At 63.6% G+C, this 21,293-nt stretch carries 23 protein-coding genes; 13 read left to right on the top strand and 10 right to left on the bottom strand.

The window, feature by feature from the left end:
• Nucleotides 1-5 precede the first annotated feature (5 nt).
• Nucleotides 6-2,003 (bottom strand): hypothetical protein, encoded by a 1,998-nt coding sequence (locus ACX3VQ_RS01700; RefSeq protein ID WP_462579219.1) that lies wholly within the window; start codon nucleotides 2,001-2,003, stop codon nucleotides 6-8.
• A 23-nt stretch (nucleotides 2,004-2,026) separates the two neighbouring features.
• Nucleotides 2,027-2,425 (bottom strand): MAPEG family protein, encoded by a 399-nt coding sequence (locus tag ACX3VQ_RS01695; protein WP_462579218.1) that lies wholly within the window; start codon nucleotides 2,423-2,425, stop codon nucleotides 2,027-2,029.
• A gap of 194 nt (nucleotides 2,426-2,619) precedes the next feature.
• Between ACX3VQ_RS01695 and rpmF the strand changes: the two genes are divergently transcribed.
• From rpmF to ACX3VQ_RS01670, 5 genes are all read left to right on the top strand, one after another.
• A complete protein-coding gene (gene rpmF / locus ACX3VQ_RS01690) occupies nucleotides 2,620-2,799 on the top strand; it encodes a 50S ribosomal protein L32 (RefSeq protein WP_165197281.1) in 180 nt (59 codons plus the stop codon).
• Nucleotides 2,800-2,824: 25 nt separating this feature from the next.
• Nucleotides 2,825-3,901: a phosphate acyltransferase PlsX gene (gene plsX / locus ACX3VQ_RS01685; RefSeq protein WP_462579217.1), complete on the top strand. Its 1,077-nt coding sequence runs from the start codon at nucleotides 2,825-2,827 to the stop codon at nucleotides 3,899-3,901.
• Entirely contained in the window at nucleotides 3,898-4,866 is a 969-nt protein-coding gene (locus ACX3VQ_RS01680) for a beta-ketoacyl-ACP synthase III (protein WP_462579215.1), read from the top strand. Before plsX ends, ACX3VQ_RS01680 begins: the two co-directional genes overlap by 4 nt.
• Before the next feature lie 98 nt (nucleotides 4,867-4,964).
• Nucleotides 4,965-5,267, top strand: coding sequence for an integration host factor subunit alpha (locus ACX3VQ_RS01675; RefSeq protein ID WP_462571875.1), 303 nt, complete (start codon nucleotides 4,965-4,967; stop codon nucleotides 5,265-5,267).
• 4 nt (nucleotides 5,268-5,271) lie between these two features.
• Complete coding sequence (locus ACX3VQ_RS01670; RefSeq protein WP_462579213.1) at nucleotides 5,272-5,649, top strand: MerR family transcriptional regulator; 378 nt, start codon at nucleotides 5,272-5,274, stop codon at nucleotides 5,647-5,649.
• A gap of 15 nt (nucleotides 5,650-5,664) precedes the next feature.
• Here ACX3VQ_RS01670 and ACX3VQ_RS01665 read toward each other — a convergent pair whose 3' ends face one another.
• The 4 genes from ACX3VQ_RS01665 to ACX3VQ_RS01650 form a co-directional block, all read right to left on the bottom strand.
• Nucleotides 5,665-9,087, bottom strand: a complete 3,423-nt coding sequence (locus ACX3VQ_RS01665; RefSeq protein ID WP_462579212.1) for a chromosome segregation SMC family protein — start codon at nucleotides 9,085-9,087, stop codon at nucleotides 5,665-5,667.
• Nucleotides 9,088-9,117: 30 nt separating this feature from the next.
• A complete protein-coding gene (locus ACX3VQ_RS01660; protein ID WP_462579211.1) occupies nucleotides 9,118-9,873 on the bottom strand; it encodes a DsbA family protein in 756 nt (251 codons plus the stop codon).
• Nucleotides 9,874-9,959: 86 nt separating this feature from the next.
• Nucleotides 9,960-10,652 (bottom strand): DsbA family protein, encoded by a 693-nt coding sequence (locus ACX3VQ_RS01655; RefSeq protein WP_462579210.1) that lies wholly within the window; start codon nucleotides 10,650-10,652, stop codon nucleotides 9,960-9,962.
• A complete protein-coding gene (locus ACX3VQ_RS01650; RefSeq protein ID WP_462571882.1) occupies nucleotides 10,649-11,200 on the bottom strand; it encodes a DUF721 domain-containing protein in 552 nt (183 codons plus the stop codon). Before ACX3VQ_RS01650 ends, ACX3VQ_RS01655 begins: the two co-directional genes overlap by 4 nt.
• A gap of 44 nt (nucleotides 11,201-11,244) precedes the next feature.
• Here ACX3VQ_RS01650 and ACX3VQ_RS01645 point away from each other — a divergent pair, with 44 nt between their 5' ends.
• Nucleotides 11,245-12,270, top strand: coding sequence for an A/G-specific adenine glycosylase (locus tag ACX3VQ_RS01645; RefSeq protein ID WP_462580658.1), 1,026 nt, complete (start codon nucleotides 11,245-11,247; stop codon nucleotides 12,268-12,270).
• Nucleotides 12,271-12,282: 12 nt separating this feature from the next.
• Here ACX3VQ_RS01645 and ACX3VQ_RS01640 read toward each other — a convergent pair whose 3' ends face one another.
• Entirely contained in the window at nucleotides 12,283-12,504 is a 222-nt protein-coding gene (locus ACX3VQ_RS01640; RefSeq protein ID WP_462579208.1) for a hypothetical protein, read from the bottom strand.
• 104 nt (nucleotides 12,505-12,608) lie between these two features.
• Between ACX3VQ_RS01640 and ACX3VQ_RS01635 the strand changes: the two genes are divergently transcribed.
• The 4 genes from ACX3VQ_RS01635 to ACX3VQ_RS01620 all read left to right on the top strand — a co-directional run bounded on the left by ACX3VQ_RS01635 (nucleotide 12,609) and on the right by ACX3VQ_RS01620 (nucleotide 16,429).
• Entirely contained in the window at nucleotides 12,609-13,922 is a 1,314-nt protein-coding gene (locus ACX3VQ_RS01635; RefSeq protein ID WP_462579207.1) for a serine hydrolase domain-containing protein, read from the top strand.
• A complete protein-coding gene (gene nudC, locus ACX3VQ_RS01630; RefSeq protein ID WP_462579206.1) occupies nucleotides 13,922-14,818 on the top strand; it encodes an NAD(+) diphosphatase in 897 nt (298 codons plus the stop codon). Before ACX3VQ_RS01635 ends, nudC begins: the two co-directional genes overlap by 1 nt.
• Nucleotides 14,815-15,522 carry a DsbA family oxidoreductase gene (locus ACX3VQ_RS01625; RefSeq protein ID WP_462579205.1) on the top strand — a complete coding sequence of 236 codons (708 nt, stop codon included), beginning with the start codon at nucleotides 14,815-14,817 and terminating at the stop codon, nucleotides 15,520-15,522. Before nudC ends, ACX3VQ_RS01625 begins: the two co-directional genes overlap by 4 nt.
• Before the next feature lie 94 nt (nucleotides 15,523-15,616).
• On the top strand, nucleotides 15,617-16,429 hold the full coding sequence (locus ACX3VQ_RS01620) for an SDR family NAD(P)-dependent oxidoreductase (RefSeq protein ID WP_462579204.1): 813 nt from the start codon (nucleotides 15,617-15,619) through the stop codon (nucleotides 16,427-16,429).
• Nucleotides 16,430-16,439: 10 nt separating this feature from the next.
• Here the strand turns inward: ACX3VQ_RS01620 and ACX3VQ_RS01615 are convergent, their stop codons facing one another.
• The 3 genes from ACX3VQ_RS01615 to mgtE form a co-directional block, all read right to left on the bottom strand.
• The gene (locus ACX3VQ_RS01615; RefSeq protein WP_462579203.1) at nucleotides 16,440-17,249 is read right to left on the bottom strand and encodes an FkbM family methyltransferase; all 810 of its coding nucleotides are present in this window, start codon (nucleotides 17,247-17,249) and stop codon (nucleotides 16,440-16,442) included.
• A 6-nt stretch (nucleotides 17,250-17,255) separates the two neighbouring features.
• Complete coding sequence (locus ACX3VQ_RS01610; RefSeq protein ID WP_462579202.1) at nucleotides 17,256-17,648, bottom strand: DUF1489 family protein; 393 nt, start codon at nucleotides 17,646-17,648, stop codon at nucleotides 17,256-17,258.
• Nucleotides 17,649-17,805: 157 nt separating this feature from the next.
• The gene (gene mgtE, locus ACX3VQ_RS01605) at nucleotides 17,806-19,257 is read right to left on the bottom strand and encodes a magnesium transporter (RefSeq protein WP_462579201.1); all 1,452 of its coding nucleotides are present in this window, start codon (nucleotides 19,255-19,257) and stop codon (nucleotides 17,806-17,808) included.
• Between the two features lie 112 nt (nucleotides 19,258-19,369).
• Between mgtE and ACX3VQ_RS01600 the strand changes: the two genes are divergently transcribed.
• The 3 genes from ACX3VQ_RS01600 to ACX3VQ_RS01590 are packed head-to-tail and all read left to right on the top strand — an operon-like array spanning nucleotide 19,370 to nucleotide 21,219.
• The gene (locus tag ACX3VQ_RS01600; protein ID WP_462571892.1) at nucleotides 19,370-19,831 is read left to right on the top strand and encodes a peptidylprolyl isomerase; all 462 of its coding nucleotides are present in this window, start codon (nucleotides 19,370-19,372) and stop codon (nucleotides 19,829-19,831) included.
• Nucleotides 19,832-19,877: 46 nt separating this feature from the next.
• Nucleotides 19,878-20,777, top strand: a complete 900-nt coding sequence (locus ACX3VQ_RS01595) for a hypothetical protein (RefSeq protein ID WP_462579200.1) — start codon at nucleotides 19,878-19,880, stop codon at nucleotides 20,775-20,777.
• Nucleotides 20,761-21,219: a hypothetical protein gene (locus ACX3VQ_RS01590; RefSeq protein WP_462579199.1), complete on the top strand. Its 459-nt coding sequence runs from the start codon at nucleotides 20,761-20,763 to the stop codon at nucleotides 21,217-21,219. Before ACX3VQ_RS01595 ends, ACX3VQ_RS01590 begins: the two co-directional genes overlap by 17 nt.
• The last annotated feature ends 74 nt before the right edge of the window (nucleotides 21,220-21,293 follow it).

Raw genomic sequence — 21,293 nt, 5'->3', positions numbered from 1 at the left:
CTTTGTCACGGCGCTGCAGGGCAAAGCGGCTCGCCGCCCAGCGCCACCGCGCTCCATAGCTGGGCGGCATTCGATTCGGTTTCGTGCCCGAGCGCCTGCCCAAATGGCAGCATCTCGAACTTGCCGTCACGATAGCGCCATGACCACAGCTCGCTCGCCTGCAATTCGGCGGTGTCATCAATTGCGCGCGCGATTTGGTGGCTCGCCTGCTCTAGCAGTGCCCGCGTTTCCTGCGTAAGGTCGCTGCGCTGCAACTGGCAGGCGATCCCCGATTTGAGCAGGCCGTGATGCCATGACCATACCACTGCGCCGTGATAGCGGCTGTTATCGAATTGTGCCGCGCGCTCGGGCTCTGCCAGCGCGGGGTTGGCCACCACCATGCCCGCCACTGTCATCAGCCCCGCGGGAAAGCGGCGCATGGCCTCACCCAGCGCCAGCTGGATCAGGGCGTCATCGGGCCGGTTGAACAGCAGCATGAATCCGATATCCGAATGCATCACGCTGAGCGGTTTGCCGGCTTCGTCGAGCGCCAGCGCGAGATATTCCACCGCTCCCGGACCTGATTGCACTGCTCCGATGCCGAGGTTTCGCGCATAGGCATCGCGCAGCGAGGCCGCCTCGCTGCCGGGCACATTGACCGCGAACAGCCGGGGCGCCGCCGTGGCCCAGATCCGCGCCAGATCCGCATCTTCCGCCGAATCTGCATTGCTCGGCCCAAAGGGTTCGAGCAGTCCGCTCTCTTCCAGCCGCACCACGGCGTCGAGCGCGGCGGGAACCAGCGCGGCATTGACGCTGAAGGAGTAGCGTCCGTCACCGCCCAGCCCGGTGGTGCTGTCGCGCCAGTCGCCTACTGTCATGCCAGGCTTGAGCGAAACCAGGTGCTCATAGCTTGGCTGCTGCGCAAAGGGGCGGGCGCTGGCGCGGACGAAACCGAGGTTCCGCTCCAGCAGTTCGCCATAACTTTGCCCCGAAGGCGCCTTGCGGGCAAGGAAGCTCGCGGCGCGCTCTCGCCCCTCGGGCGTGTCGAGCAGATAGGCCGCAACCACGGGAGCAAGCATGAAATCGTCATCGACCATGGCATAATCGAGCACCGGCACGCGCGCATCCTGCCCCGGCCGCCCGATCAGCGCGAATTCTCCCACGCCTTCTTCGTGGGCGACCTCGCCCTGCGGGTTGAGCCGTTCGATCACCGCGCCAAGCCCGGCTTCGATCGCAGCAGGCTTGAGCTGCGGCAGCATGAGGCTGAGCGTCATCAGCGTGTCGCGCCCGAAATAGGTGTTGAACCGCCAAGATCCGGCCAGCAGCTTCTCGCGGTAGGACAGGAATGTCACCGCATTGCGCAGCCGCGCATCGCCCGAAGCGCTTTTGAAGATTTCCGCCTCGGTCAGCGGCGTGAGCGGTTCATCGCCGGTCAGGCCCGTCACCACCATGCGCAGCTTCGGCCCACGCGAAGTCAGGGTGATCGTGCCTCCATCTTCCGTCACTGTGCCGCCGTGCAGGCTCAGTGTCATCGCATAGCCGGCAGCCCCGTCGAGCCTGCGCCGCTGCCATGTGACGCTTTGCCGCGAAATATGCGGCTCGGTTTCCACCTCCGGCGGTATCGGATTGCCATATCCGTGATCGCGCAGCACCCGCACGCTGCCAAGCAGGGCACGGTTGATGGTGACCGAGCGCGCGTCAATCTCCAGTTCGGCAGTGATCCCGCGCCGGATCGAGCCATCAGGCAGGGATTCCGCATGTGGCTTGAGCGGCGCGACCAGCCGCCATTGCACCGGCTCGCCAAGCCAAAGGCCGACCCCGCTATTGCCCGCAGGAAAGGCAATCACCAGCCTTGCATCTTCGCCCGACCGGGTCAGCAAGTGTGCGGCAATTGGACCTTCCCGGAAGAAGTGATTGTCGATCCGTCCTTCCTTGATCGAGAATCGCACGTCAGGCTGCGCCTGCGCCGCGGCTCCGCAAAGCAACAGCAGGCTGGTGACCAGCAATCTGAGAAATTTACCCATTGGATTTCACTGGCAGCGCGAGGCTACATCACTCCCATCAGGATCAGCACCGCGACCACCGCCAGGCCGAGAAGAGTGAGCATTGTTACAATGATGCCAACCGAGCGGCCCCAGCCGAGCTCCCCGCCTTCCATCCCGAATCCGTGCAGGATTCGGCCGATGAAATAGGCGCCCGCGACATAGGCAAGCCAGGCGTCGCCCTTTCCGGTCAGCTCGATCGCGCCAATCAGCAGCACTACAAACGGCGCACTCTCGACAAAATTGGCATGCGCGCGCATGCGGCGGATGACCTTTTCGTTGCCGCCATCGCCCACGCTGACCTTTTCCGACATGCGCACCTGACCCACCCGGATCATCAGCCACACAGCCAGAACGGCGGCCGCAGCGGCAGAAGACAACGTAACAGGCACTAGAATCGACATAATTTCCCCCCTCTTTCTCTGCCCCTTTGCTATGCGGTGCAGCCACGGGTTGCAACGGAAGAAATATACGCTATAGCGCGCGGCTTCCCGCCATGGTCGGGCACCACGCCGCACACGAGTGACTTGTGCGTCCGTGGTCCTTGCCTTAGAGCGGCCCACGATTTTGTTGATTTATTTGAGGAACAGGTGCCGCAATGGCTGTCCCCAAGAGAAAAGTATCGCCCCATCGCCGTGGCAACCGCCGCGCACATGATTCGCTGAAGGTTGAAGCATTCCATGAATGCTCGAACTGTGGTGAGCTCAAGCGGCCGCACAATCTGTGCCCGCACTGCGGCTATTACAATGGTCGCGAGGTTGTCGCGGTCGGCCTTTAAGCACCGCTGAGTTGGAGAATCGGGAATGAGTCTGCCGCGTATCGCGATTGATGCGATGGGCGGCGACGAAGGCGTTCGCGTGATGATCGAGGGCGCCGCCCTCGCGCGGCGTAGCCACGATTCGTTCAAGTTTCTGCTGGTGGGTGACGAGACGCGGATCAAGCGCGCGCTCGATGACCACCCCAACATGCGCGGTGCTTCCGAAATCCTGCATTGCGATGATGTGGTGGGCGGTGATGAGCTGCCCAGCCGTGCCTTGCGCCGCGCAAAGACCACATCGATGGGCCTGGCAATCAATGCTGTGAAACAGGGCGATGCCGGCGCGGCTGTGAGCGCGGGTAACACCGGGGCATTGATGGCGATGAGCAAGCTGGCGCTGCGCACCATGCCCGGTATTGACCGGCCTGCGCTTGCCGCGCTGCTGCCTACGCTGGAAGAACATGACGTGGTCATGCTCGATCTGGGCGCCAATACCGATGCGGATGCGCGCAATCTGGTGCAATTCGCGGTGATGGGCGCCGCCTATTCGCGGATCGTCAACGGCTTTGACAGCCCGCGCGTGCGGCTGCTCAATATCGGCACCGAAGAGATCAAGGGCACCGAGGCGCTGCGCGATGCCGCCGCCGTTCTGCAACAGGCAGCGGGCAGCCTGGCGCTGCGCTTTGAAGGCTTCGTTGAAAGCGACAAGATCAATCGGGGCGAAGTGGATGTCGTGGTGACCGACGGTTTCTCTGGCAATATCGCATTGAAGGCGATCGAGGGCGCCGCACGCTTCGTAACCGATCTTTTGCGCAATGCCTTCACCAGCTCGCTGCGCTCCAAGATCGGGTTTCTCGTTTCGCGCCCTGCCACCGAACTGCTCAAGCATCACCTTGATCCGAACAATCACAATGGGGCGGTATTCCTGGGCCTCAACGGCGTGGTGGTGAAGAGCCATGGCAGTGCCAATGCAGCCGGCGTTGCCAATGCCGTTGCGGTAACAGCGCGGCTGCTGGAAAACGATCTGACCGCCCGCATCGCGCAGGATCTGGCCGAACTGGGTGAAGGCCGGTTGCGCACACCGCCCGCAAATGGCGGCGATGCAATGGGGCAGGTAAAGTGATCCGCTCTGTCATTCGTGGCAGCGGTTCGGCGCTTCCGGCCAATGTTGTGACCAATGCCGATCTGGCCGAAAGAGTTGACACCAGCGACGAGTGGATCGTCGAGCGCACCGGAATCCGCCAGCGCTACATTGCGGGCGAAGGTGAAACCACGGCAACGCTGGCAACCGATGCAGCGCGTGCGGCGCTGGCCGATGCGGGAATTGATGCTTCAGACATCGATCTGATCGTGTTGGCAACCGCCACGCCCGATAATACCTTCCCGGCTACCGCCACCAAGGTGCAGAACGCGCTCGGCTGCAACGGCGGGATCGCCTTCGACGTTGCGGCGGTCTGTTCGGGGTTTCTCTATGCGCTCGCCACTGCCGACTCGATGTTGCGGACTGGCCTTGCGAATCGCGCGCTGGTGATCGGTGCAGAAACTTTCAGCCGGATACTCGACTGGGAAGATCGCACCACTTGCGTGCTGTTTGGCGACGGTGCCGGCGCAGTGGTGCTGGAAGCTGTGGAAAGCAGCGCGAAGGACGCACCAGGCATCATCGTCACGCGGCTGCATGCCGATGGCTCGTGCCATGATCTGCTCTATGTCGACGGCGGGCCGTCGACCACGCAGACGGTTGGCCATGTGCGCATGAAGGGGCGCGAGGTGTTCCGCCATGCGGTTGTCAACTTGGCAGAGGTTCTGCGTGAAGCCATTGAAGATGCAGGGCTTTCATCGGATCAAATCGACTGGGTCGTGCCGCATCAGGCAAACAAGCGCATCCTCGATGCAACCGCGAAGAAGCTGGGAATTGCAGCGGACAAGGTGATTGTCACGGTCGATCGCCACGCCAACACTTCGGCTGCATCGGTGCCGCTGGCGTTCGATGTCGCGCGCAAGGATGGGCGTATCAAGCCGGGCGATCTGGTGATGTTCGAGGCCATGGGCGGCGGGTTTACATGGGGCGCCAGCCTCGTCCGCATGTGAACAAGATTGCGCCATACAAGTGCGTGATTTGCAAAGCTTCCTCGAAAATAATACACACTGGCAATAAGGGTCGCCGAGCAAATTTTGGGAGATAGCGCATGATGCGTTCGGTAGGCACGCTTACACGCTCGGACCTGGCCGAGACAATCAATCGCAAGATGGGATTTTCTCGCGCCGAATCACTCGACATGGTCGAAGCGATTCTGGAGAAAATGTCCAAGGCGCTCGAAACGGGCGAGAACGTCAAGATATCCGGTTTCGGCACCTTTGTGCTGCGTGACAAGCGCGAGCGGATCGGCCGCAATCCCAAAACCGGGATCGAAGTTCCGATTACGCCGCGGCGGGTGCTGACGTTTCGCGCCAGCCAGCTCTTGAAAGAGCGGATAGCAAAGGGCAGCTGAACCGATGTCCGCCGCCTTCGAAGATGGCAAGGATCCGTCGGCGCTCAGGACTATCGGCGAAGTGAGCGATGCGCTTGGCATCAAGCAGCATGTTTTGCGCTATTGGGAGCAGCAATTCCCGATGCTCAAGCCATTGAAGCGCAGCGGCGGACGGCGTTATTACCGGCCTGAGGATGTGGCGCTGGTCGAGTTGATCGACCGGCTGGTCAACCGCCAGGGCTATACGCTCAAGGGTGCCAGGGCGGCCATCCTTGAAGACAAGGCGCCGCACGCGCCAATGAGGGAGCCAGCGCCTGCCATTTTACAAGCTGGCGGTACGGAAGAACTGCTGCCCCGGTTGAAGGCTATCCGCGCACGGCTGGAAGCGGCACTGGCTGCCTGAACCTGCGGTGCGCGGCTACTCCGCGGCCATCAGTTCGGCTTCGCCCAGATCCACGCTGACCAGGCGGCTGACGCCCTTTTCCGCCATCGTCACGCCGAACAGGCGGTGCATGCGGCTCATCGTCACGGCATTGTGGGTGACGATCAGATAGCGTGTCGCCGTATCCTGAACCATGGAATCGAGCAGGCTGCAGAAGCGCTCGATATTCGCGTCGTCCAATGGCGCATCAACCTCGTCGAGCACGCAAATCGGCGCCGGATTGGTCAGGAACAGCGCGAAAATCAGCGCGGTGGCGGTGAGCGCCTGCTCGCCGCCCGATAGCAGGCTGAGGCTTTGCAAGCGTTTGCCCGGCGGCTGGGCATAGATCTCCAGCCCTGCTTCCAGCGGATCGTCACTATCGACCAGCGCAAGATGTGCCTGACCGCCTTCGAACAGCCGGGTGAAGAGCTTGCGGAAGTGACCGTCGACCTCCTCGAACGCTGCGCGCAGCCGCTCGCGGCCTTCGCGGTTGAGATTGCCGATTGAGCCGCGCAGACGATTGACCGCTTCGGCCAGCTCGGCCTGTTCGGTGGCGCTGGCGCCGTGTTCTTGCTCGATCCGGTTCAGTTCCTCGGCCGCGACGAGGTTGACCGGGCCGATCCGCTCGCGGCTGGCGACAAGCTGATCCATCGCTTCGGATTCGGCAGCGGCATCCTTGATGTTCCCTGGCTCGAAATCGAACCTGTCGGCCAGCAGGGGGGGCGGGCACTGGAAACGTTCGCCCGAAATGCGCGCCATTTCGCCGCGGCGTGCCTCTTCGTTCTCGGCCCGCGCAGTAAGGCCTGCGCGCGCTTCGCGCTGGGTGGCGAGCGCTTCGTTGGCCTCGGCAAAGGTACGGTCGGCAGCGTCGAGCGCGGCTTGCGTCTCGGCCACCACGCCTTCGGCCTGAGCCAGTTCCTTGCCGAGTTTCTCGCGCATTGCATCACCCTGCTCGATCTCGGCCATCAAACCTGCAGGCTTGGCCGCGACCACCGCGCGTTCTTCGTCGATTTCCTCAAGCCGCCGAGCGACTTCTGCCATGCGCCGCGCCGCCTCGCCCGAGCGTGCCTCCCAATTGGACTTGTCGCTGCGCTGCGCCGCAAGCCTTTCGCGGGCCACCGCCAGCGACTGGTCATGCCCGGCAAGCTCGGCGGCGCTCGCCTGCACGCCGCTCCGGGCGGCCTCGTTGCGAGCTTGAGCGGCTTCCAGTGTTGCGCGACCGCGGTCTGGCGAGGGCAGTTCACCGCGTTTCGCCTCGGCAGCGACCACCTCGCGGCGGGCTGAGGCGATTTCCTCGGCTGACAATGCCAGCGCCTCGTCGAGTTCGCGGCTGCGCCCGGCATGGCGGTCGCGCGCCGCCTCGGCCTGGTCGAGAGCACGCAAGGCCTGGCGTTCGTCATCGGCAGCCTGCGCCAGCGCCCGTTCGCGGGCGACGAGATCGGTCTGCAGCTTGCCCAGTTCTTCGCGCACAGCGGCTTCGGCCTGCTCGGCGGCATCCAGCGTCTGTCTCAGCGCAGGAAGCTGCTGTTCGAGTTCGGCAAAGCGGTTGGCGGCTTCGAGGCGGGCCGCCTCAGCCGCGCCTTCGCCGCGGGCAATGAAGCCGTCCCAGCGCCGCAGGTGCCCGGCGCGGGTGACCAGCCATTCGCCGGGGCCAAGCGTGCGCCCATCGTCAGCCTCGGCGAAATGGACCAGCGCGAGGCGCGGCTTCAATTCATCCGGGCAGGAGGTGATATGCTGCAACAGGCTGCCTGCCAGCGGGGCCGGAGCCTTGCCGCCGGTCCAGTAGCGTCCTTCGCCGTCGCCGTCGGGGCGCCCAAGCGGCGATTTGCCGTCACGCCCAAGGACGGCAGCGAGCGCACGCTCATAGCCGGGCGCGACGGCGATCCTGTCGAGCGCAGCAGGCATTCCGGCGCGGCTTTGGGCCTGGCGTTCGCGCGCCTCGCGGTCGCGCACCAGAGCCTGGTGCTCGCGTTCCACCCCGGCCAGTTCTGCCCTGGCAGAGGACAGTGCGGCGCTTGTCTCGTCGCGCTGCGTTTGAAGTTCGGCCTTGCGTGCCTGGCCGGCCTCGAGCGTGCCGCGCAGTTCCGCCAGCACCTTGGCGGCATCATCGGCCTCGGCGCGAGCGGCCTCGACGGCAGCTACAGGATCGCCGCTGGCGGTGAGTTCTTCCAGCTGGCGCTGCTGGCGTGTGCGATCATCCTCGAGCCGCCGCAATCGTGCCTGCGCCTGGGCGATTTCGGCCTCCGCTACGCGCCATTCGGCCTCGACCCCGGCATGGTCGGCGGTGGCCTTGGCCAGTGCAAGTTCGGCGGCGCGCGCTGCCCGTTCAGCCTCTTCGGCGCGGCGGGCGATTTCGGGGCGGCGCTGTTCGTCCTCGGCCAGCGCCCTGGCACTCGCTTCGATCTCGCGCTCCAACTTGCCAAGCGCTTCGGCGGCGTCGCTCGTAACCCGCCCGGCATCGCCGCGATCTTCCTCCAGCCGTTGCTTCTGCCGGTCAAGATCCGCCAGCCGCTGTTCGGCGGCCTCGAGCTGGCTGGTCAGCGCGGCCATGCGGTGGCCATGCGCGCTGGCATCGTCGCGCCGGTCAGCCAGTTCGTCGCGCGCTTCGGCCACTGCCCTGGCGGCCTTTGCCTGTTCTTTCTGGGCCTCGTCGGCTGCCCGTTTGGCGATCTCGACGCCTTGATCGGCCTGTTGCGCGGCGGCGCGCGCCTCTTCCGCCATGCGCGCGGCATCGCGCCAGCGGGCAAAAAGCAGCCGCGCTTCGGCCACTTTGATTTCGGCTGATAGCTTGGTGTAACGCTCGGCCTGTTTGGCCTGCCGCCGCAGCGTGGCCATTTGCGCGTCCAGCCCTGCCATCAGATCTTCGAGCCGCGCCAAATTGGCCTCGGTCTGGCGCAGCTTGCCTTCGGCGTCCCGCCGCCGCACATGCAGGCCCGCGATCCCGGCGGCTTCTTCCAGCATCTGGCGCCGTTCCGTCGGCTTGGCAGCAATGACCTGGGCGATCTTGCCCTGGCTGACAAGTGCGGGTGAATGCGCGCCAGTTGCCGCATCGGCAAAGGTCAGCGCGACATCCTTGGCCCGCACGTCGCGCCCGTTGAGGCGATAGGCGCTGCCCGCACCGCGTTCGATCCGGCGGGTGACTTCAAGCTCTTCACCTTCGTCGTCGCGCCCTTGCAGCACCACTTCGGCAAAGTCGCGCGGCGGGCGCGCTTCCGTCCCGGCAAAGATGACATCCTCCATCCCGCCCGAACGCATCGACTTGGGCGAATTCTCGCCCATGACCCAGCGGATCGCTTCGAGCAGGTTGGACTTGCCGCAGCCATTGGGGCCGACCACGCCGGTCAGGCCGGGCTCCACGCGCAATTCCGCCGGCTCTACAAAGCTCTTGAAACCGCTGAGCTTGAGCCGGTGAATCTCCATCGCGCTAGATCGTCTCCCGTATTCGCGCGCTTAGCGAGCGCCGGCTTGTTGAAGAATGGGTTCAAGCGCGTCCCACTGGTTGACCTCGAGTTTCTGCCCATTGAGAATGAAAGTGGGCGTTCCGGTGATCTGCAACTCGCTGGCCTGCTGCGTCGAGCGTAGGGCCAGTGCCTCGATCGCCTTGCCATCCGCAAGGCAGGTGCGCGCCTGATCGCTGCTGAGTCCCCGAGCGGCGAAGAAATCGATCAGGCCACCAGCCTGCGCGACAGCGATAAAGCGCTGGTCGGGTGGCAAATTCGTGGCGGCTTGCAGCGCAGCACCGTTCTGGTTCAGGGTGGCGAAGATTTCATCCAGCGAAGCCCATGCCTGATCCGACAGCGGGATCATGTTTTCCGGCTGGCCGCAGCGCACCAGCGCGGCAATGGTAAGGTCCACCGGATCACGAATGAGGTTGCGCAGCTCGAGGCTGACCACCCCGGTCGAAACATAGTCCTTCTTGAGCTCTGGCCCGCCTTTTTCAGAGAAATCGGCGCAATGCCCGCATGTGTGGCTGGCATATTCAACCAGCTTCAACGGTGCGTCAGGATTGCCGATAAGATAGCCATCCTGATCGGTTACTGTCACCACATCGGTCCATTCCTGGCCATCCGGGGCGGGGATTGCTGCGATGGCGTCACCATCCAACGTGGCCGATTCACCCTCGGTGCCGTTGCAGGCGGCAAGGGCCAGTGTCAGGCCAGCGGCAATCGAAGTGGCAAGCAAAGCGCGTGATTTGATCATTTTCATGTGAGTCCTTTGGCTCGAGCAGGTGAGGCTATACCAAGCGGGTGTGGGGGTGAAGCGCGGGGGGGAGCTTTCCACAGCTCCTTGGATCAGGGCGAATCGCCGGCCTTGGTCGTGAGATGCGTATCGAGCGCCTCTTTCAGTTTCGGCCAGCCATGCACGCCTTCGAGCAAGCGGTCATTGATGGTGAAACTGGGCGTGCCCTGAAGTTGCAGCCGCACGGTGTCGGCGCGCGAAGCCTGCACCAGCTCGCTTTCCTTCTCCGTGTCGGCCAGGCAGCGGTCCAGATCGGTGATGCGATAGCCGCGCCCTTCCATCAGTTGATAGAAATCGAGATCGCCCGCAATTGCCCGGCGCGCCGCTGCGCGATCGGGGTCGGACCAGCGGCGCATCTGTTCCGGCGTCGCCTGCCGCGCCACCTGCATCCATTTGTCCTGACCGAGCATGATCGCCGCGTGGTTGAGCGGGAATTTCTGCGGGTCGCCGCAATGGGTCAGCATGGCGGCGGTAAGGTCGATCGGGTCGCGCAGCATGTGGCGCACCTCCACCGAAACCTTGCCAGTGTGGACATAGAGGATTTTCAGCGCCGGATCGCCGTCGCGGGCGAACTGGGCGCAGTGGGAACAGGTGTAGCTGACATATTCGGCCACCCTGGTTTCCGCATCGGGATTGCCGATCAGATGTCCCGCATCGGTTTCTGCAACGGTGATCGACCAGTCGGGGGCAAAGCCCCCAGTCATCAGAAATGCGCTAATCAACAATGCTGTCTTGATGGCCTTCACGTCTGTTTGTCCTCCTTGTCACCCATGCTTCGGGCAAGCGATTCAAGCACTGCGCGCAGTTCCGGATCGCCGATGTCACGCAAACTATCTCCCAGTTCCATCGGGATCGGCTTGAGCGATGGTGGCGGCCTGGCCGACTTTTCAGCACGGGGAGGCTTAACCTCTCCTTGCCGTAATTTGACCCTGGCCACCGCCTTGTAACCAAAAAAACGGTTCACCCGCTCCATGATTTCAGGAATCACCTGCTGAATTAGCGGGGCGTGGGCCGGGATTACCACCAGTTGCAAAATTCCATCAGACTTCTCGCCGGGCGGAAAGCGGATCGCTTCGGGCATACAGACCCGGGCATGCACCGGCCCGACGATCTCCGGCCAGCGGGTAACGATGGAGCTTTGCACGAAGCCGAAGCGGCGAAAGGCCGTTCTCCCGATCTGCGGCATCAGCTCACCGATCGGCTTGGGCGATCCTCCGCGCGGCCGCGAGAAAGGCTTTGCCCCTGTTCGCCTGGTGCCCTTGCTTGTGGGCTTACTGGGTTTGTCCCGTTCCATTGCAGCGCCGCCAATGCCATAGCCTGGGCGTGACTGCCAGCACCATGACCATCGCCGAGGCATTGCTCCACTGGTATGATCGCCATGCGCGCGAGCTGCCCTGGCGCATTCCGCCGGGTGCGGCCCGGCCCGGCGACGCGGCCTGGCCATATCGCGTGTGGCTGTCGGAAGTGATGCTGCAACAGACCACTGTGGCGGCGGTAAAGCCCTATTTCGCGAAATTCATCGCGACATGGCCCAGTATAGAGGCGCTGGCGGCTGCGGACGAAGCCGAGGTGATGGGCGCCTGGGCCGGTCTGGGCTATTACTCGCGGGCGCGCAATCTGGTGAAATGCGCGCGCGAGATTGCCGCGCAGGGCGGATTTCCGCAAACCGAGGCTGAATTGCGCCAATTGCCGGGGCTGGGGCCCTATACCGCCGCTGCCATCGCGGCGATTGCCTTTGATGAGCCAGCCGTGGTGGTCGATGCCAATGTCGAGCGGGTGGTGGCGCGGCTGTTCGCCATCGACACTCCGCTGCCGGCAGCCCGCGGGGCGATCGGCGAGCGGGCAGGGGAGATCACTCCGCCGCAGCGCGCAGGCGATTTCGCGCAGGCGATGATGGATCTGGGCGCGACGGTATGCACCTCGCGCGATCCCAGGTGCCTGCTCTGCCCGCTGGCGGTGCAATGCGCCGGGTGGGCAGCGGGCGATCCGGCGCGGCTGCCACGCAAGGCAGCTAAAAAGCCCAGGCCCGAGCGGCGCGGGCGCGCCTTCTGGATCGAGCGCGAAGGGGCGGTGTGGCTCGTCACCCGGCAGGGCAAGGGAATGCTGGGCGGGATGCGCGCCTTGCCGGATGACGGCTGGAGCGCGCAGGCAGACGGCTCAGGCGAGGCGCCATCGTCAGCCAAGGCAGAATCGCTTGGCGCAGTGCGGCATGTTTTTACCCATGCTTCGCTGACGCTGGAGCTAGTGCGGCTCGATAGTGAACCCATGGGCGAGGGCGAGTGGTGGCCGGTCGAGCGGATCGACGAGGCGGGGCTGCCCACACTATTCGCCAAGGCGGCGCGGCTCGCGCTTGCCCGGCGTTGAATGGCCGCTGGGTTAAATAATGCCGCCGCCGATCATCAGCCTGACGGCCGCGATCAGCAGCACCACCAGGCAGAAATTCCGCCCGCTATCCTTGGACGATAGCTGACCGATCACGATGCCGATCGCGACCAGGGGCAGTGCAAGCCAGTTGGCCCAGCCAAGCAGCGGGATTTGCGCCGGGATCACGATCACCAGCGAGACGATACCAATAAAGATAGAGATCAGATTGAACATGTGTCTTATATGAATAAAACACCTTACGTTCGCAAGGGGGTAATTGACCCGTTGGCGTCAATCGCTCAAACAGCGGCAAACAAGTTTCACTCGAGGACGCAATAATGGCATTCCGCAGCTTTGAATCTTCAGCACTTTCGCGCCGCGCAATGTTTCGCGGCTCTGCCTATCTTGCCGCCGGCGGTGCGCTGGCTTCGGTACCGTTCGGGCGCGATTTGCTGCGGGCGCATGATGTCAGCGCGATGTGGCCCCGCGTGGCGGAGCGGGTCGAATATTATGTCGGCAGCCTGAAGGTCGCCAATATGGTTGCCAGCTTCGGCATGGGCGGCGGCGATCCGCACAGCGTTGCGCGCGGCACGCTAAGCTTTGGTGGTACGACAGCGGCCAACCTCGACAGTCTCTATCGCATCTATTCCATGACCAAGCCGATTACCGGCATGGCCGCCATGATGCTGGTGGAGGATGGCAAGCTGGGGCTTGATCAGCCGATCGCCGATTTCCTGCCCGGTTTTGCCGAGATGCGCGTGCTCAGGCGTGCGGACGGCCCGCTTGACGATACCGTCCCGGCAGAGCGCCCGATCACCCCGCGCCAATTGATGACCCATACTGCGGGGCTCGGCTATGACATCGTTACCAAGGGGCCATTGCTTGTCGCCTATCGCGAGAATGGGATTTCGGGCGGACAAATCAGTCGCATGCCCATTCCCGGCATTCCCATTGCAAAGTCGGCGCCGGGTCTGGAGGTCTGGGCTGACCGGCTGGCAACGCTGCCGCTGATTACCCAGCCGGGCACATTCTGGAGCTACTCGGTCGGGCTCGACCTGCTGGGACGGGTGATCGAGGTTGCATCTGGCCAAAGCTTCGCGGACTTCCTGCAGCAGCGCCTGTTCGATCCTTGCGGGATGGAAAGCACCTGGTTTCAGGTGCCGCAGAGCGAGGCTGGGCGGCTGACCGACAATTACGGGGTGCTGGCAGGTATGCCGCTGCCGATCGACCCGGCACGCGGTTCGATTTTTCTCGACAGCCCGCCGGTGCATTGGGGCGGGTCGGGCCTCGTTTCCAGCCCGCGCGACTATGACCGCTTCCTCAAGATGCTGGCCGGTTACGGCAAGATTGACGACAAACGGGTGATGGGCGATCTGGCGGTGCGCGTGGGCACCTCGAATATCCTGCCCGATACCGCAACGACCGAAGGCACTTGGGTGGCTGGCCAGGGCTTTGGCGCAGGCGGCCGGGTGGTCGGGCAAACCTATGGCTGGGGAGGAGCGGCGGGGACGCTTTCCGCAGTCGACATGGGTTCGGGACTGCGCAGCGGCCTGTACACGCAATATATGCCAACCGAAGCCTATCCCATGCGCGACGAGTTCCTCGCTGCGCTGGAACAGGACCTGGCGGCGATGAAGGCTGGCGCTATCTGATGGCCGCAATAAGATCGATCGCTTTCTCAGGCTCGCCGATCGAGCGGGCAGACCAGATCCGGGTTGATGACGATGCGCTGGCCGCGCAGATGAACTGGCGCGCGCGGGTGCTCAAGCTCGACGGGCTCAATCCTGTGTTTGATGAAATGGGCGCGCTCGAATGGGGCACGCTGGCGGATGTGGCGGAGGATGCCGAGCTTTGCTTCCTCGGCTTGCTCGAAGGCAAGGCCTGCTTCGCTGCCGTGCCGGATCAGGGCGCGACCGGGCCGGCCTATGCCAATCCGCAGATATGGGCGGCGATGCAGGCGCTGCAGCCGGGCGAACTGGCGACCTATGGCGGTGCCCGCAGCCTGGTCGATTGGCACGCGCGGCACCGCTTCTGCGCGCGCTGCGGGGCGGTGACCAGTCCTGCCAAGGGCGGCTGGCAGCGCAATTGCCCCGAATGCCATGCGCAGCATTTCCCGCGCACCGATCCAGTCACGATCATGCTGGTCGAACACGATGATGGCACTGGGGGCCGCCTGTTGCTGGGCCGCCAGCCGCGCTTTCCCGCGCGGATGTTTTCTGCGCTGGCAGGCTTCGTGGAGCCGGGCGAGACGATCGAGGAAGCGGTGGCGCGCGAGGTGAAGGAAGAGGCGGGCGTGACGGTGCGCGACGTGCAATATATCGGCAGCCAGCCGTGGCCGTTCCCCAGCCAGCTGATGATCGGCTGCTATTCGGTGACTGACGACCCTGAGCTGACGATCGACAAGACCGAGCTTGACGATGCGCGCTGGTTCACCCGCGATGAGCTGGAGGCGGCGCGCGCCGCCGGGCCGGAAGGCACTGACGACCTGCTGTTTCCGCAGCGTTTCGCAATCGCGCATCAACTGATAGCATGGTGGCTAGACAAATGACCGACACAGCACCCCATCGCCTGACCATCGACATCTTCTCCGATGTCATGTGCCCCTGGTGCCTGATTGGTTATGGCCAGCTCACCAAGGCACTGACCCAACTTGAAGGCGAGATCGAGGCGCAATTGCGCTGGCGCCCCTTCGAGCTCAACCCCGACATGCCTGCCAGCGGTGAAGAGCAGGAGGCGCATTTGCAGCGCAAATACCGCCGTAGCGCGGCGGAAGGCGAGGCGGTCCGCGGGCAGATGAAGGCGATTGCCGATAGCGCCGGTGTATCGCTTGTTTACGAGGGGGAGGGCGAGGCACCGCCGGCGATGATGTGGAACACCCGCGCCGCGCACAAGTTGCTCACCTGGGCGCTGGAAGAGGCCGGGCCGCGCGTGCAGACACAGCTCAAGCTGGCGCTGTTCAAGGCCCATTTCAACCAGCGCCGGAACGTGTCGGACGAAACAGTGCTGCTCGATATCGCCGCCAGCGTAGGCCTGCACCGCGAAGCAGCCAAGGCGGCGCTGGCGGACGCTGATCTCGAAGCCCGGGTGGTGGCCGAGGAACGGCAGGCCTGGGATCTCAATATCTCGGGCGTTCCGGCAATGATCGTGTCTGGAGCAACGGGAGGCAAGTTCATGATCCCCGGCGCGCAATCGCCCGAAACCTATGTCAATGCGCTGCGCCGCGTGGCGGAGAAAAACGTTTCCGTTGCCTGATTCGTCATTGCGAGCCGACGCAGTCGGCGTGGCAATCCATGGCGGTCCATGGATCGCTTTGCTACGCTCGCGATGACGGTTGAGAGGTAAGTCGATGAGCGACATTTGGCATCCGAAGTCCGCAGTAATCACCGGTGGGGCGAGTGGGATCGGGCTGGCGATTGCGCGCGAACTTGCGGGGCAGGGCATCAAGGTGATGCTGGCCGACCTGCCGGGTGAGCGGCTGGAACGGGCTGCGGGAATGCTGCCTGGCGCGCTGACCCATCCCTGCGATGTGGGCGATCTGGCGCAGGTCGAGGCGCTGGCCGATGCGGCCTTCGAACAGATGGGCGAAGTGCACCTGCTGCTCAACAATGCCGGGGTTGGCGGGCCACGCGGCAAGCTGTGGGAGGTCGATCCCGAGGCGGCGCGGGCGCATTTCGATGTCAATTTCTGGGGCGTTTGGCATGGCTGCCGCGCCTTCGCGCCGCGCCTGATTGCTCAAGATGCACCCTCGGCGATCTACAACACCGGCAGCGAGAACAGCTTTTTCTGTGCCGTGCCGCAATCGGCCGCCTATATCGCCGCCAAGCATGGGGTGCTGGGTCTGACCGAGAGCCTGCGCGAGGATCTGCCCGCGCATGTCCATGCCGGCACAATCATTCCCGGCTGGGTCTATACCGCGATCGGCCCGGAGCAGTTCATGAAGCCGGGGATGCCGGCGGAAGATTTCGCCGCGATCGTGGTGCCGCAGATATTGGCGCTTCGGCGCTTTGTGGTCAGCCACGGCTACAATACCGTGCGCATTGCCGAACGGATGGACGAGCTGGCGCAAAGTTATGCCGAATATGCGCTGCCGCCAGAAGAAGACGCCAAATACGATGTGCGGCTGGTGATGGAGCAATTGCGCAAGGCGCAGCAAGGCTAGATCCCAGAACCTAAGCTTTCAGCAGCGCCAGATAGTCGTTCGTCCGGCAATCGGCCGCGCAGGTGATCGGCACAAGCTGTGTCCGCAGCAATCGCTTGCGGACGCCGAAGACGGTGTAGCCGATCTCGTTCAGTATCCGCCCGATTTTCCCATCAGGTGCAGCCTCAGTTCCATGATGCTCGAACAGGATCGCGCGGGGGCGGAGCCGCGCAAGTTCATCGGCCATCGACTCCAGGATGGGCAGTTCGTGGCCTTCCACATCGATCTTGATTAGTTCGAGGCGCTCAAGGCCGCGCAGAAAGTCGCCCGCATTGGCCGTTGGCACGCGGATTGCGCCCGCAGGATCGATGCGCGATGCGCCGCGGTTTGCCTGATCGATGCGGAAGCGCAGCTCGCCTGCGGCGTCTGACAGGGCAATCTGCCGTGCCAGCGCGCGCTCGCCAAACTGGGCGAGATTGCGCTCGAGCAGTTCGAACACTTCCGGCTGCGGTTCGATGCAGATCGCCGTTGCATCGGGCACTTGGGCAAGAAAACAGCCGCTGACGTAGCCGATATTGGCGCCGATATCGAGCAGGCAGTCACTCGGCAGGGCATGGTCAAGCAGGGCCTGGACCACGCTGCGGTCAAACTTGCCTGACAGGATCAGATGGCGGCCGATATGGTCGTCGGCAAGCACGCTCATGGAAAAGCCGTCGCTGGTGCGCACTTCGCGCTGGCCGTGGCCGAGATTGATCCCGCGCGCCCAGCGATCAATGAAGCGCCCCGAACCATTGGCGAAGGGCCAGCGGCGCGACAGCACGGCGAGAGGATGCATTGTCATGAGGCTCTAGATCAGTCCAAGTTTCTGCAACTGGCCAGCCAGCCTGCCGGGCATGGCATCGCCTGCATCCTCGCCCGCATCGAGATCGCGCGGGGCCTGTTCCTCGGTGAGATAGCGCCAGCCCTGATGCGCGCGTTTGGGCTGGGGGTGGACCCGGATCAGCCGCGGCTCAAGCTCGATATGCCAGCGCCCGTCCTTCGCCCTGGGAAAGCCCAGTATCGGTGAGCGGGCGACCAGTGTGTGGTCGAGTATCCAGTAAAGCGAGCCGCCCACCATCTCTTCGTGCCGCTTGGGCAGATAACGCGTGGTCATGAGGAATTGCTCGCGGTTTTCGAACCAGCTGGCGAGATCGTCCCAGCTCTTCGCCCCAAAGGCGATCTTGGTCATGTGCAGCGGCATGGGGGCTATCTAATGTCTCTTTCCGTCATTGCGAGCGAAGCGAGGCAATCCAGCTTCCGGCTTTACCGCTTGGCGCAACTGTGGACCATGGATTGCCGCGCCGCCGCCTGCGCGGCTCCCCGCAATGACCCCCGCATTGACCCTAGCATTGACAAGATCAAGCCAGATCCGCTGCCACCGCCAGCCCCAGGAAGGCGAAGAAGCCCATCGAATCCGTGATCATCGTCACAAACACGCTGGAGGCAACCGCCGGATCCTGGTTCAGTCGTTCGAACATCACCGGCACCAGCACGCCCGCCATGCCCGAAACGATGATATTGATGATCATCGCAGTGGCAATCACCGCGCCCAGCTGCGGCGTGAATATGGCCGCCGTGCCAAGGCCGATCAACACCGCGATGGTCGCGCCATTGAGCAGAGCGACGCGCAATTCGCGCCTGACGATGCGCCAGGTATTGGCGCGGGTCAGCTGGTTGGTGGCGATCGCGCGCACCGCCACCGCCATGGTCTGCGTGCCGGCATTGCCCCCGATGCTGGCAACGATCGGCATCAGTACCGCCAGCGCCACCAGCTTTTCGATCGCGGCGCCAAACATGGCGATGATGAAACTTGCGACCAGCGCCGTGCCGAGGTTGGCGATCAGCCAGCGCACGCGGCTGGCATAGGCTTCGCGGATCGGCTCGTTGATGTCGCCTTCGCCCGCGCCCGACAGCAGCAGCACGTCTTCGCCCGCCTCTTCGGAGATGATGTGGACCACGTCGTCAACGGTCATCTGGCCGACCAGCCGCCCGCTTTCATCTACCACCGCGGCCGAGATCAGCGCGTATTTCTGGAACATCAGGGCGAGCTCTTCCTGGTCGGTACTGACCGGGATCAGCGTCTGGTCGCGCTTCATCACGTCGGACAAGGCGATGTTGCGCGGCGTGGTCAATATCCAGCTCAATGCGCAGGTGCCGACGGGGTGATGCCGCTCGTCAACCACGAAGATCTCGAAGAAATCGGTCGCCAGATCATGCCGCCCGCGCAGGTAATCGATCACATCGCCCACACTCATGTGCTCGGGAACGGCCACGAAGTCGCGGCTCATCAGGCGCCCGGCGGTTTCTTCGGGATAGGCCAGCGCGCTTTCGATTGCGGCGCGGTCTTCCGCATCGAGTTCGGCCAGCACCGCCTGCTGGTCCTCTTCGTCGAGATCCTCGATCAGCTGGACGGCATCATCGGTTTCGAGCTGTTCGGCGATGAAAGCAACAGCCTCTGCCGGCAGCGCCTCCATCATGTCTTCGCGCACATAATCGTTGAGTTCGGCGATCACTTCCGAGCTCATCAGATCGGTGATCGCGCGCGCCAACGCGGTCCGGTCATCGCGGTCGAGCAGCTCGAACAAATCGGCGATGTCGGCCGGGTGGAGCGGCTCTACCAGGTCATAGACCGCGCCCTTGTCGCCTTCATCAAGTGCATCGCGCACACTGCGGACATATTCGGGCTTGAGCCGGTTTTCCTCGTCGTGGCGCTCGTCATCGATGCGGTCGTCCGGGTGCGGGCCTTCCTCTTCCGGCGCATCGGCCAGCAGAAGGTCCTCATCTTGGTCAAGGCGCACGTCTTCGGACATGCGCACGGTCTAGGCTCGGGCGCATGAAAAGCAAGGCTGCAAGCCGCCTTGGGGGTGACTCATGCCCACAAGTCTCTATATCGGCGCGCAGGAGCCCCAAGGAGATTCACGCATGGCTGATACACTGACCTTCACCCTCGACACCGGCAATGGAGAAGGCGGCGATGTCGTGATCAAGCTGCGCCCCGATCTTGCCCCCGGCCATGTCGAGCGGATCACCGAGCTGGCAAAGGAAGGCTTTTACGATGGCGTGGTGTTCCACCGCGTGATCCCCGGCTTCATGGCGCAAGGGGGCGATCCCACCGGCACCGGCATGGGTGGCAGCGATCGGCCTGACATCAAGGCCGAATTCAGCGCCGAACCGCATGTGCGCGGCACCTGCTCGATGGCGCGCACTGCCGTGCCTGACAGCGCCAACAGCCAGTTCTTCATCTGCTTCGATGACGCGCGCTTCCTGGATAACCAGTACACCGTGTGGGGCCAGGTCGAGAGCGGCATGGAACACATTGACGCGCTGCCCAAGGGTGAACCCCCGCGTGAACCAGGCAAGATTGTGAAGGCCGTGGTTGGGTAAGCTGACGCGAAACGCGTTGCGGGGAATAGCGCTCCCTTCGCTCGCCTTGCTGCTCAGCGGCTGTGTCACCTATGCTGACATCACCCAGTCGCGCAGTCCGTGCCGGATGGAGCCGGGCGGTTGGTGTGGATTTGTGCGTGAGGCGGCGGCAGAAAGCTATCCCTATGCACTCGCCTCGACCAATGCCTATCTGGGCGATAGCGACGCTTATGGAAGCCTCGAACCTCTGTTGAAACGGATCGAGCGGCTGCCGATCGATGAAGCGGACTCGAAAACGGGCTTCGACTATCAGGTTTTTGAGCAGTTCGCCCCGCCACGCGAGAGTGCAGAGCGCAGGTTGATCGCGCGCATCGTTGCATTCCGCGGAACCGATTTCGATGGTGCGCGAGACATCTGGTTTGGCTCGGTCAAGAACGACCAGAAAGACATCGCGTTCCGATACTTCGCAGCCGAGAAAGAGCGTTGGGGCGATGATGTACCGTGGATTGTGACCGGTCACTCGCTGGGCGGCGCGCTCGCGACCGAGGTCTCCATCGTTCATTCGGACGTGAGGGCCTATGCATTCAATGTCTCGCCCTTCTATCGCGGCGATTCGATGGTGAATGCCGCCAACCGCACGGTAATAAACGAACGCGGCGAGGCGCTGCGCTATTTTCGCAAGTTCCGCTCTGCCCCGGCGGCGGATTTGTTCGTGGTCAACTGTGCGCCAGAAGCGGATCGGTTCACCAAGCACAAGATCAGGCAGCTGGCTGACTGCATCACCTGGATCGCTGCGTATGACCGTTCGGACGCGCATGAAATCGTGAAACGCTACGCGATCGCAAAGCCCCCGGTCGAATGCGGCCCGCCCGGCAAACCGCATCCCGGCGCGGGCGCGCCTGTCACCGAACCTTGCGTGCATGTGGCACGGCGGGAGAAGCCGGGAAAGAATGGCGAAGCCGAGTGATCCTGCGCTAGCCGCCTCATTGGCGCAGCTCGCACAAGTCATGCGCGATACGCGCGACGACTGGTGGGTGATCGGCAGCGCGGCGGTTGCACTCCACGGAGGCGATCCGGGAGAAATCGCCGATATCGATGTCATCGTTTCGCGGCGAGATCTTGACGTGCTTTATGAACGCCTGTCGCTCGCCGACACGCCCGATGCGGGCAAGACGATGTTCCGCTCGCAACGCTTTGGCCTGTGGAGCGAGCCCGCCTTGCCGGTCGAATTCATGGCCGGGCTTCAGGTTTTGCGAGGCGGACAATGGCTGTCGGTGCAAGTGCAATCGCGCGCGATAGTCCGTTGCGGTGACGTCCATGTGTTCGTGCCCGAACGTGCGGAGCTGGTCGCCATCCTCGAACTATTCGGCCGCGATAAAGACCTTCGGCGCGCCGCCACACTTTCGTGAGTTCCTGCGCAGGCAGGAACCCAGGCTGATCCGCCGCAACTATGCTCGCGCTTGCGCAGGAGCGCAGGGGTGTT

It is taken from the genome of Altererythrobacter chaiwopuensis (assembly GCF_054957735.1).
Note: the sequence above shows the minus strand (reverse complement) of the source record. Positions and strands in the feature narration are given on the sequence as shown.

Bases quoted from the DNA above. Each gene is read 5' to 3' on its own strand.
- nudC (WP_462579206.1), top strand. From the start codon at position 13,922: ATGGCCGCAATAAGATCGATCGCTTTCTCAGGCTCGCCGATCGAGCGG.
- ACX3VQ_RS01675 (WP_462571875.1), top strand. From the start codon at position 4,965: ATGATGCGTTCGGTAGGCACGCTTACACGCTCGGACCTGGCCGAGACA.
- rpmF (WP_165197281.1), top strand. From the start codon at position 2,620: ATGGCTGTCCCCAAGAGAAAAGTATCGCCCCATCGCCGTGGCAACCGC.
- ACX3VQ_RS01700 (WP_462579219.1), bottom strand. From the start codon at position 2,003: ATGGGTAAATTTCTCAGATTGCTGGTCACCAGCCTGCTGTTGCTTTGC.
- ACX3VQ_RS01670 (WP_462579213.1), top strand. From the start codon at position 5,272: ATGTCCGCCGCCTTCGAAGATGGCAAGGATCCGTCGGCGCTCAGGACT.
- mgtE (WP_462579201.1), bottom strand. From the start codon at position 19,257: ATGTCCGAAGACGTGCGCCTTGACCAAGATGAGGACCTTCTGCTGGCC.
- ACX3VQ_RS01660 (WP_462579211.1), bottom strand. From the start codon at position 9,873: ATGAAAATGATCAAATCACGCGCTTTGCTTGCCACTTCGATTGCCGCT.
- ACX3VQ_RS01590 (WP_462579199.1), top strand. From the start codon at position 20,761: ATGGCGAAGCCGAGTGATCCTGCGCTAGCCGCCTCATTGGCGCAGCTC.
- ACX3VQ_RS01635 (WP_462579207.1), top strand. From the start codon at position 12,609: ATGGCATTCCGCAGCTTTGAATCTTCAGCACTTTCGCGCCGCGCAATG.
- ACX3VQ_RS01610 (WP_462579202.1), bottom strand. From the start codon at position 17,648: ATGCCGCTGCACATGACCAAGATCGCCTTTGGGGCGAAGAGCTGGGAC.
- ACX3VQ_RS01695 (WP_462579218.1), bottom strand. From the start codon at position 2,425: ATGTCGATTCTAGTGCCTGTTACGTTGTCTTCTGCCGCTGCGGCCGCC.
- ACX3VQ_RS01650 (WP_462571882.1), bottom strand. From the start codon at position 11,200: ATGGAACGGGACAAACCCAGTAAGCCCACAAGCAAGGGCACCAGGCGA.
- ACX3VQ_RS01625 (WP_462579205.1), top strand. From the start codon at position 14,815: ATGACCGACACAGCACCCCATCGCCTGACCATCGACATCTTCTCCGAT.
- ACX3VQ_RS01600 (WP_462571892.1), top strand. From the start codon at position 19,370: ATGGCTGATACACTGACCTTCACCCTCGACACCGGCAATGGAGAAGGC.
- ACX3VQ_RS01640 (WP_462579208.1), bottom strand. From the start codon at position 12,504: ATGTTCAATCTGATCTCTATCTTTATTGGTATCGTCTCGCTGGTGATC.
- ACX3VQ_RS01645 (WP_462580658.1), top strand. From the start codon at position 11,245: ATGACCATCGCCGAGGCATTGCTCCACTGGTATGATCGCCATGCGCGC.
- ACX3VQ_RS01615 (WP_462579203.1), bottom strand. From the start codon at position 17,249: ATGACAATGCATCCTCTCGCCGTGCTGTCGCGCCGCTGGCCCTTCGCC.
- ACX3VQ_RS01665 (WP_462579212.1), bottom strand. From the start codon at position 9,087: ATGGAGATTCACCGGCTCAAGCTCAGCGGTTTCAAGAGCTTTGTAGAG.
- ACX3VQ_RS01620 (WP_462579204.1), top strand. From the start codon at position 15,617: ATGAGCGACATTTGGCATCCGAAGTCCGCAGTAATCACCGGTGGGGCG.
- plsX (WP_462579217.1), top strand. From the start codon at position 2,825: ATGAGTCTGCCGCGTATCGCGATTGATGCGATGGGCGGCGACGAAGGC.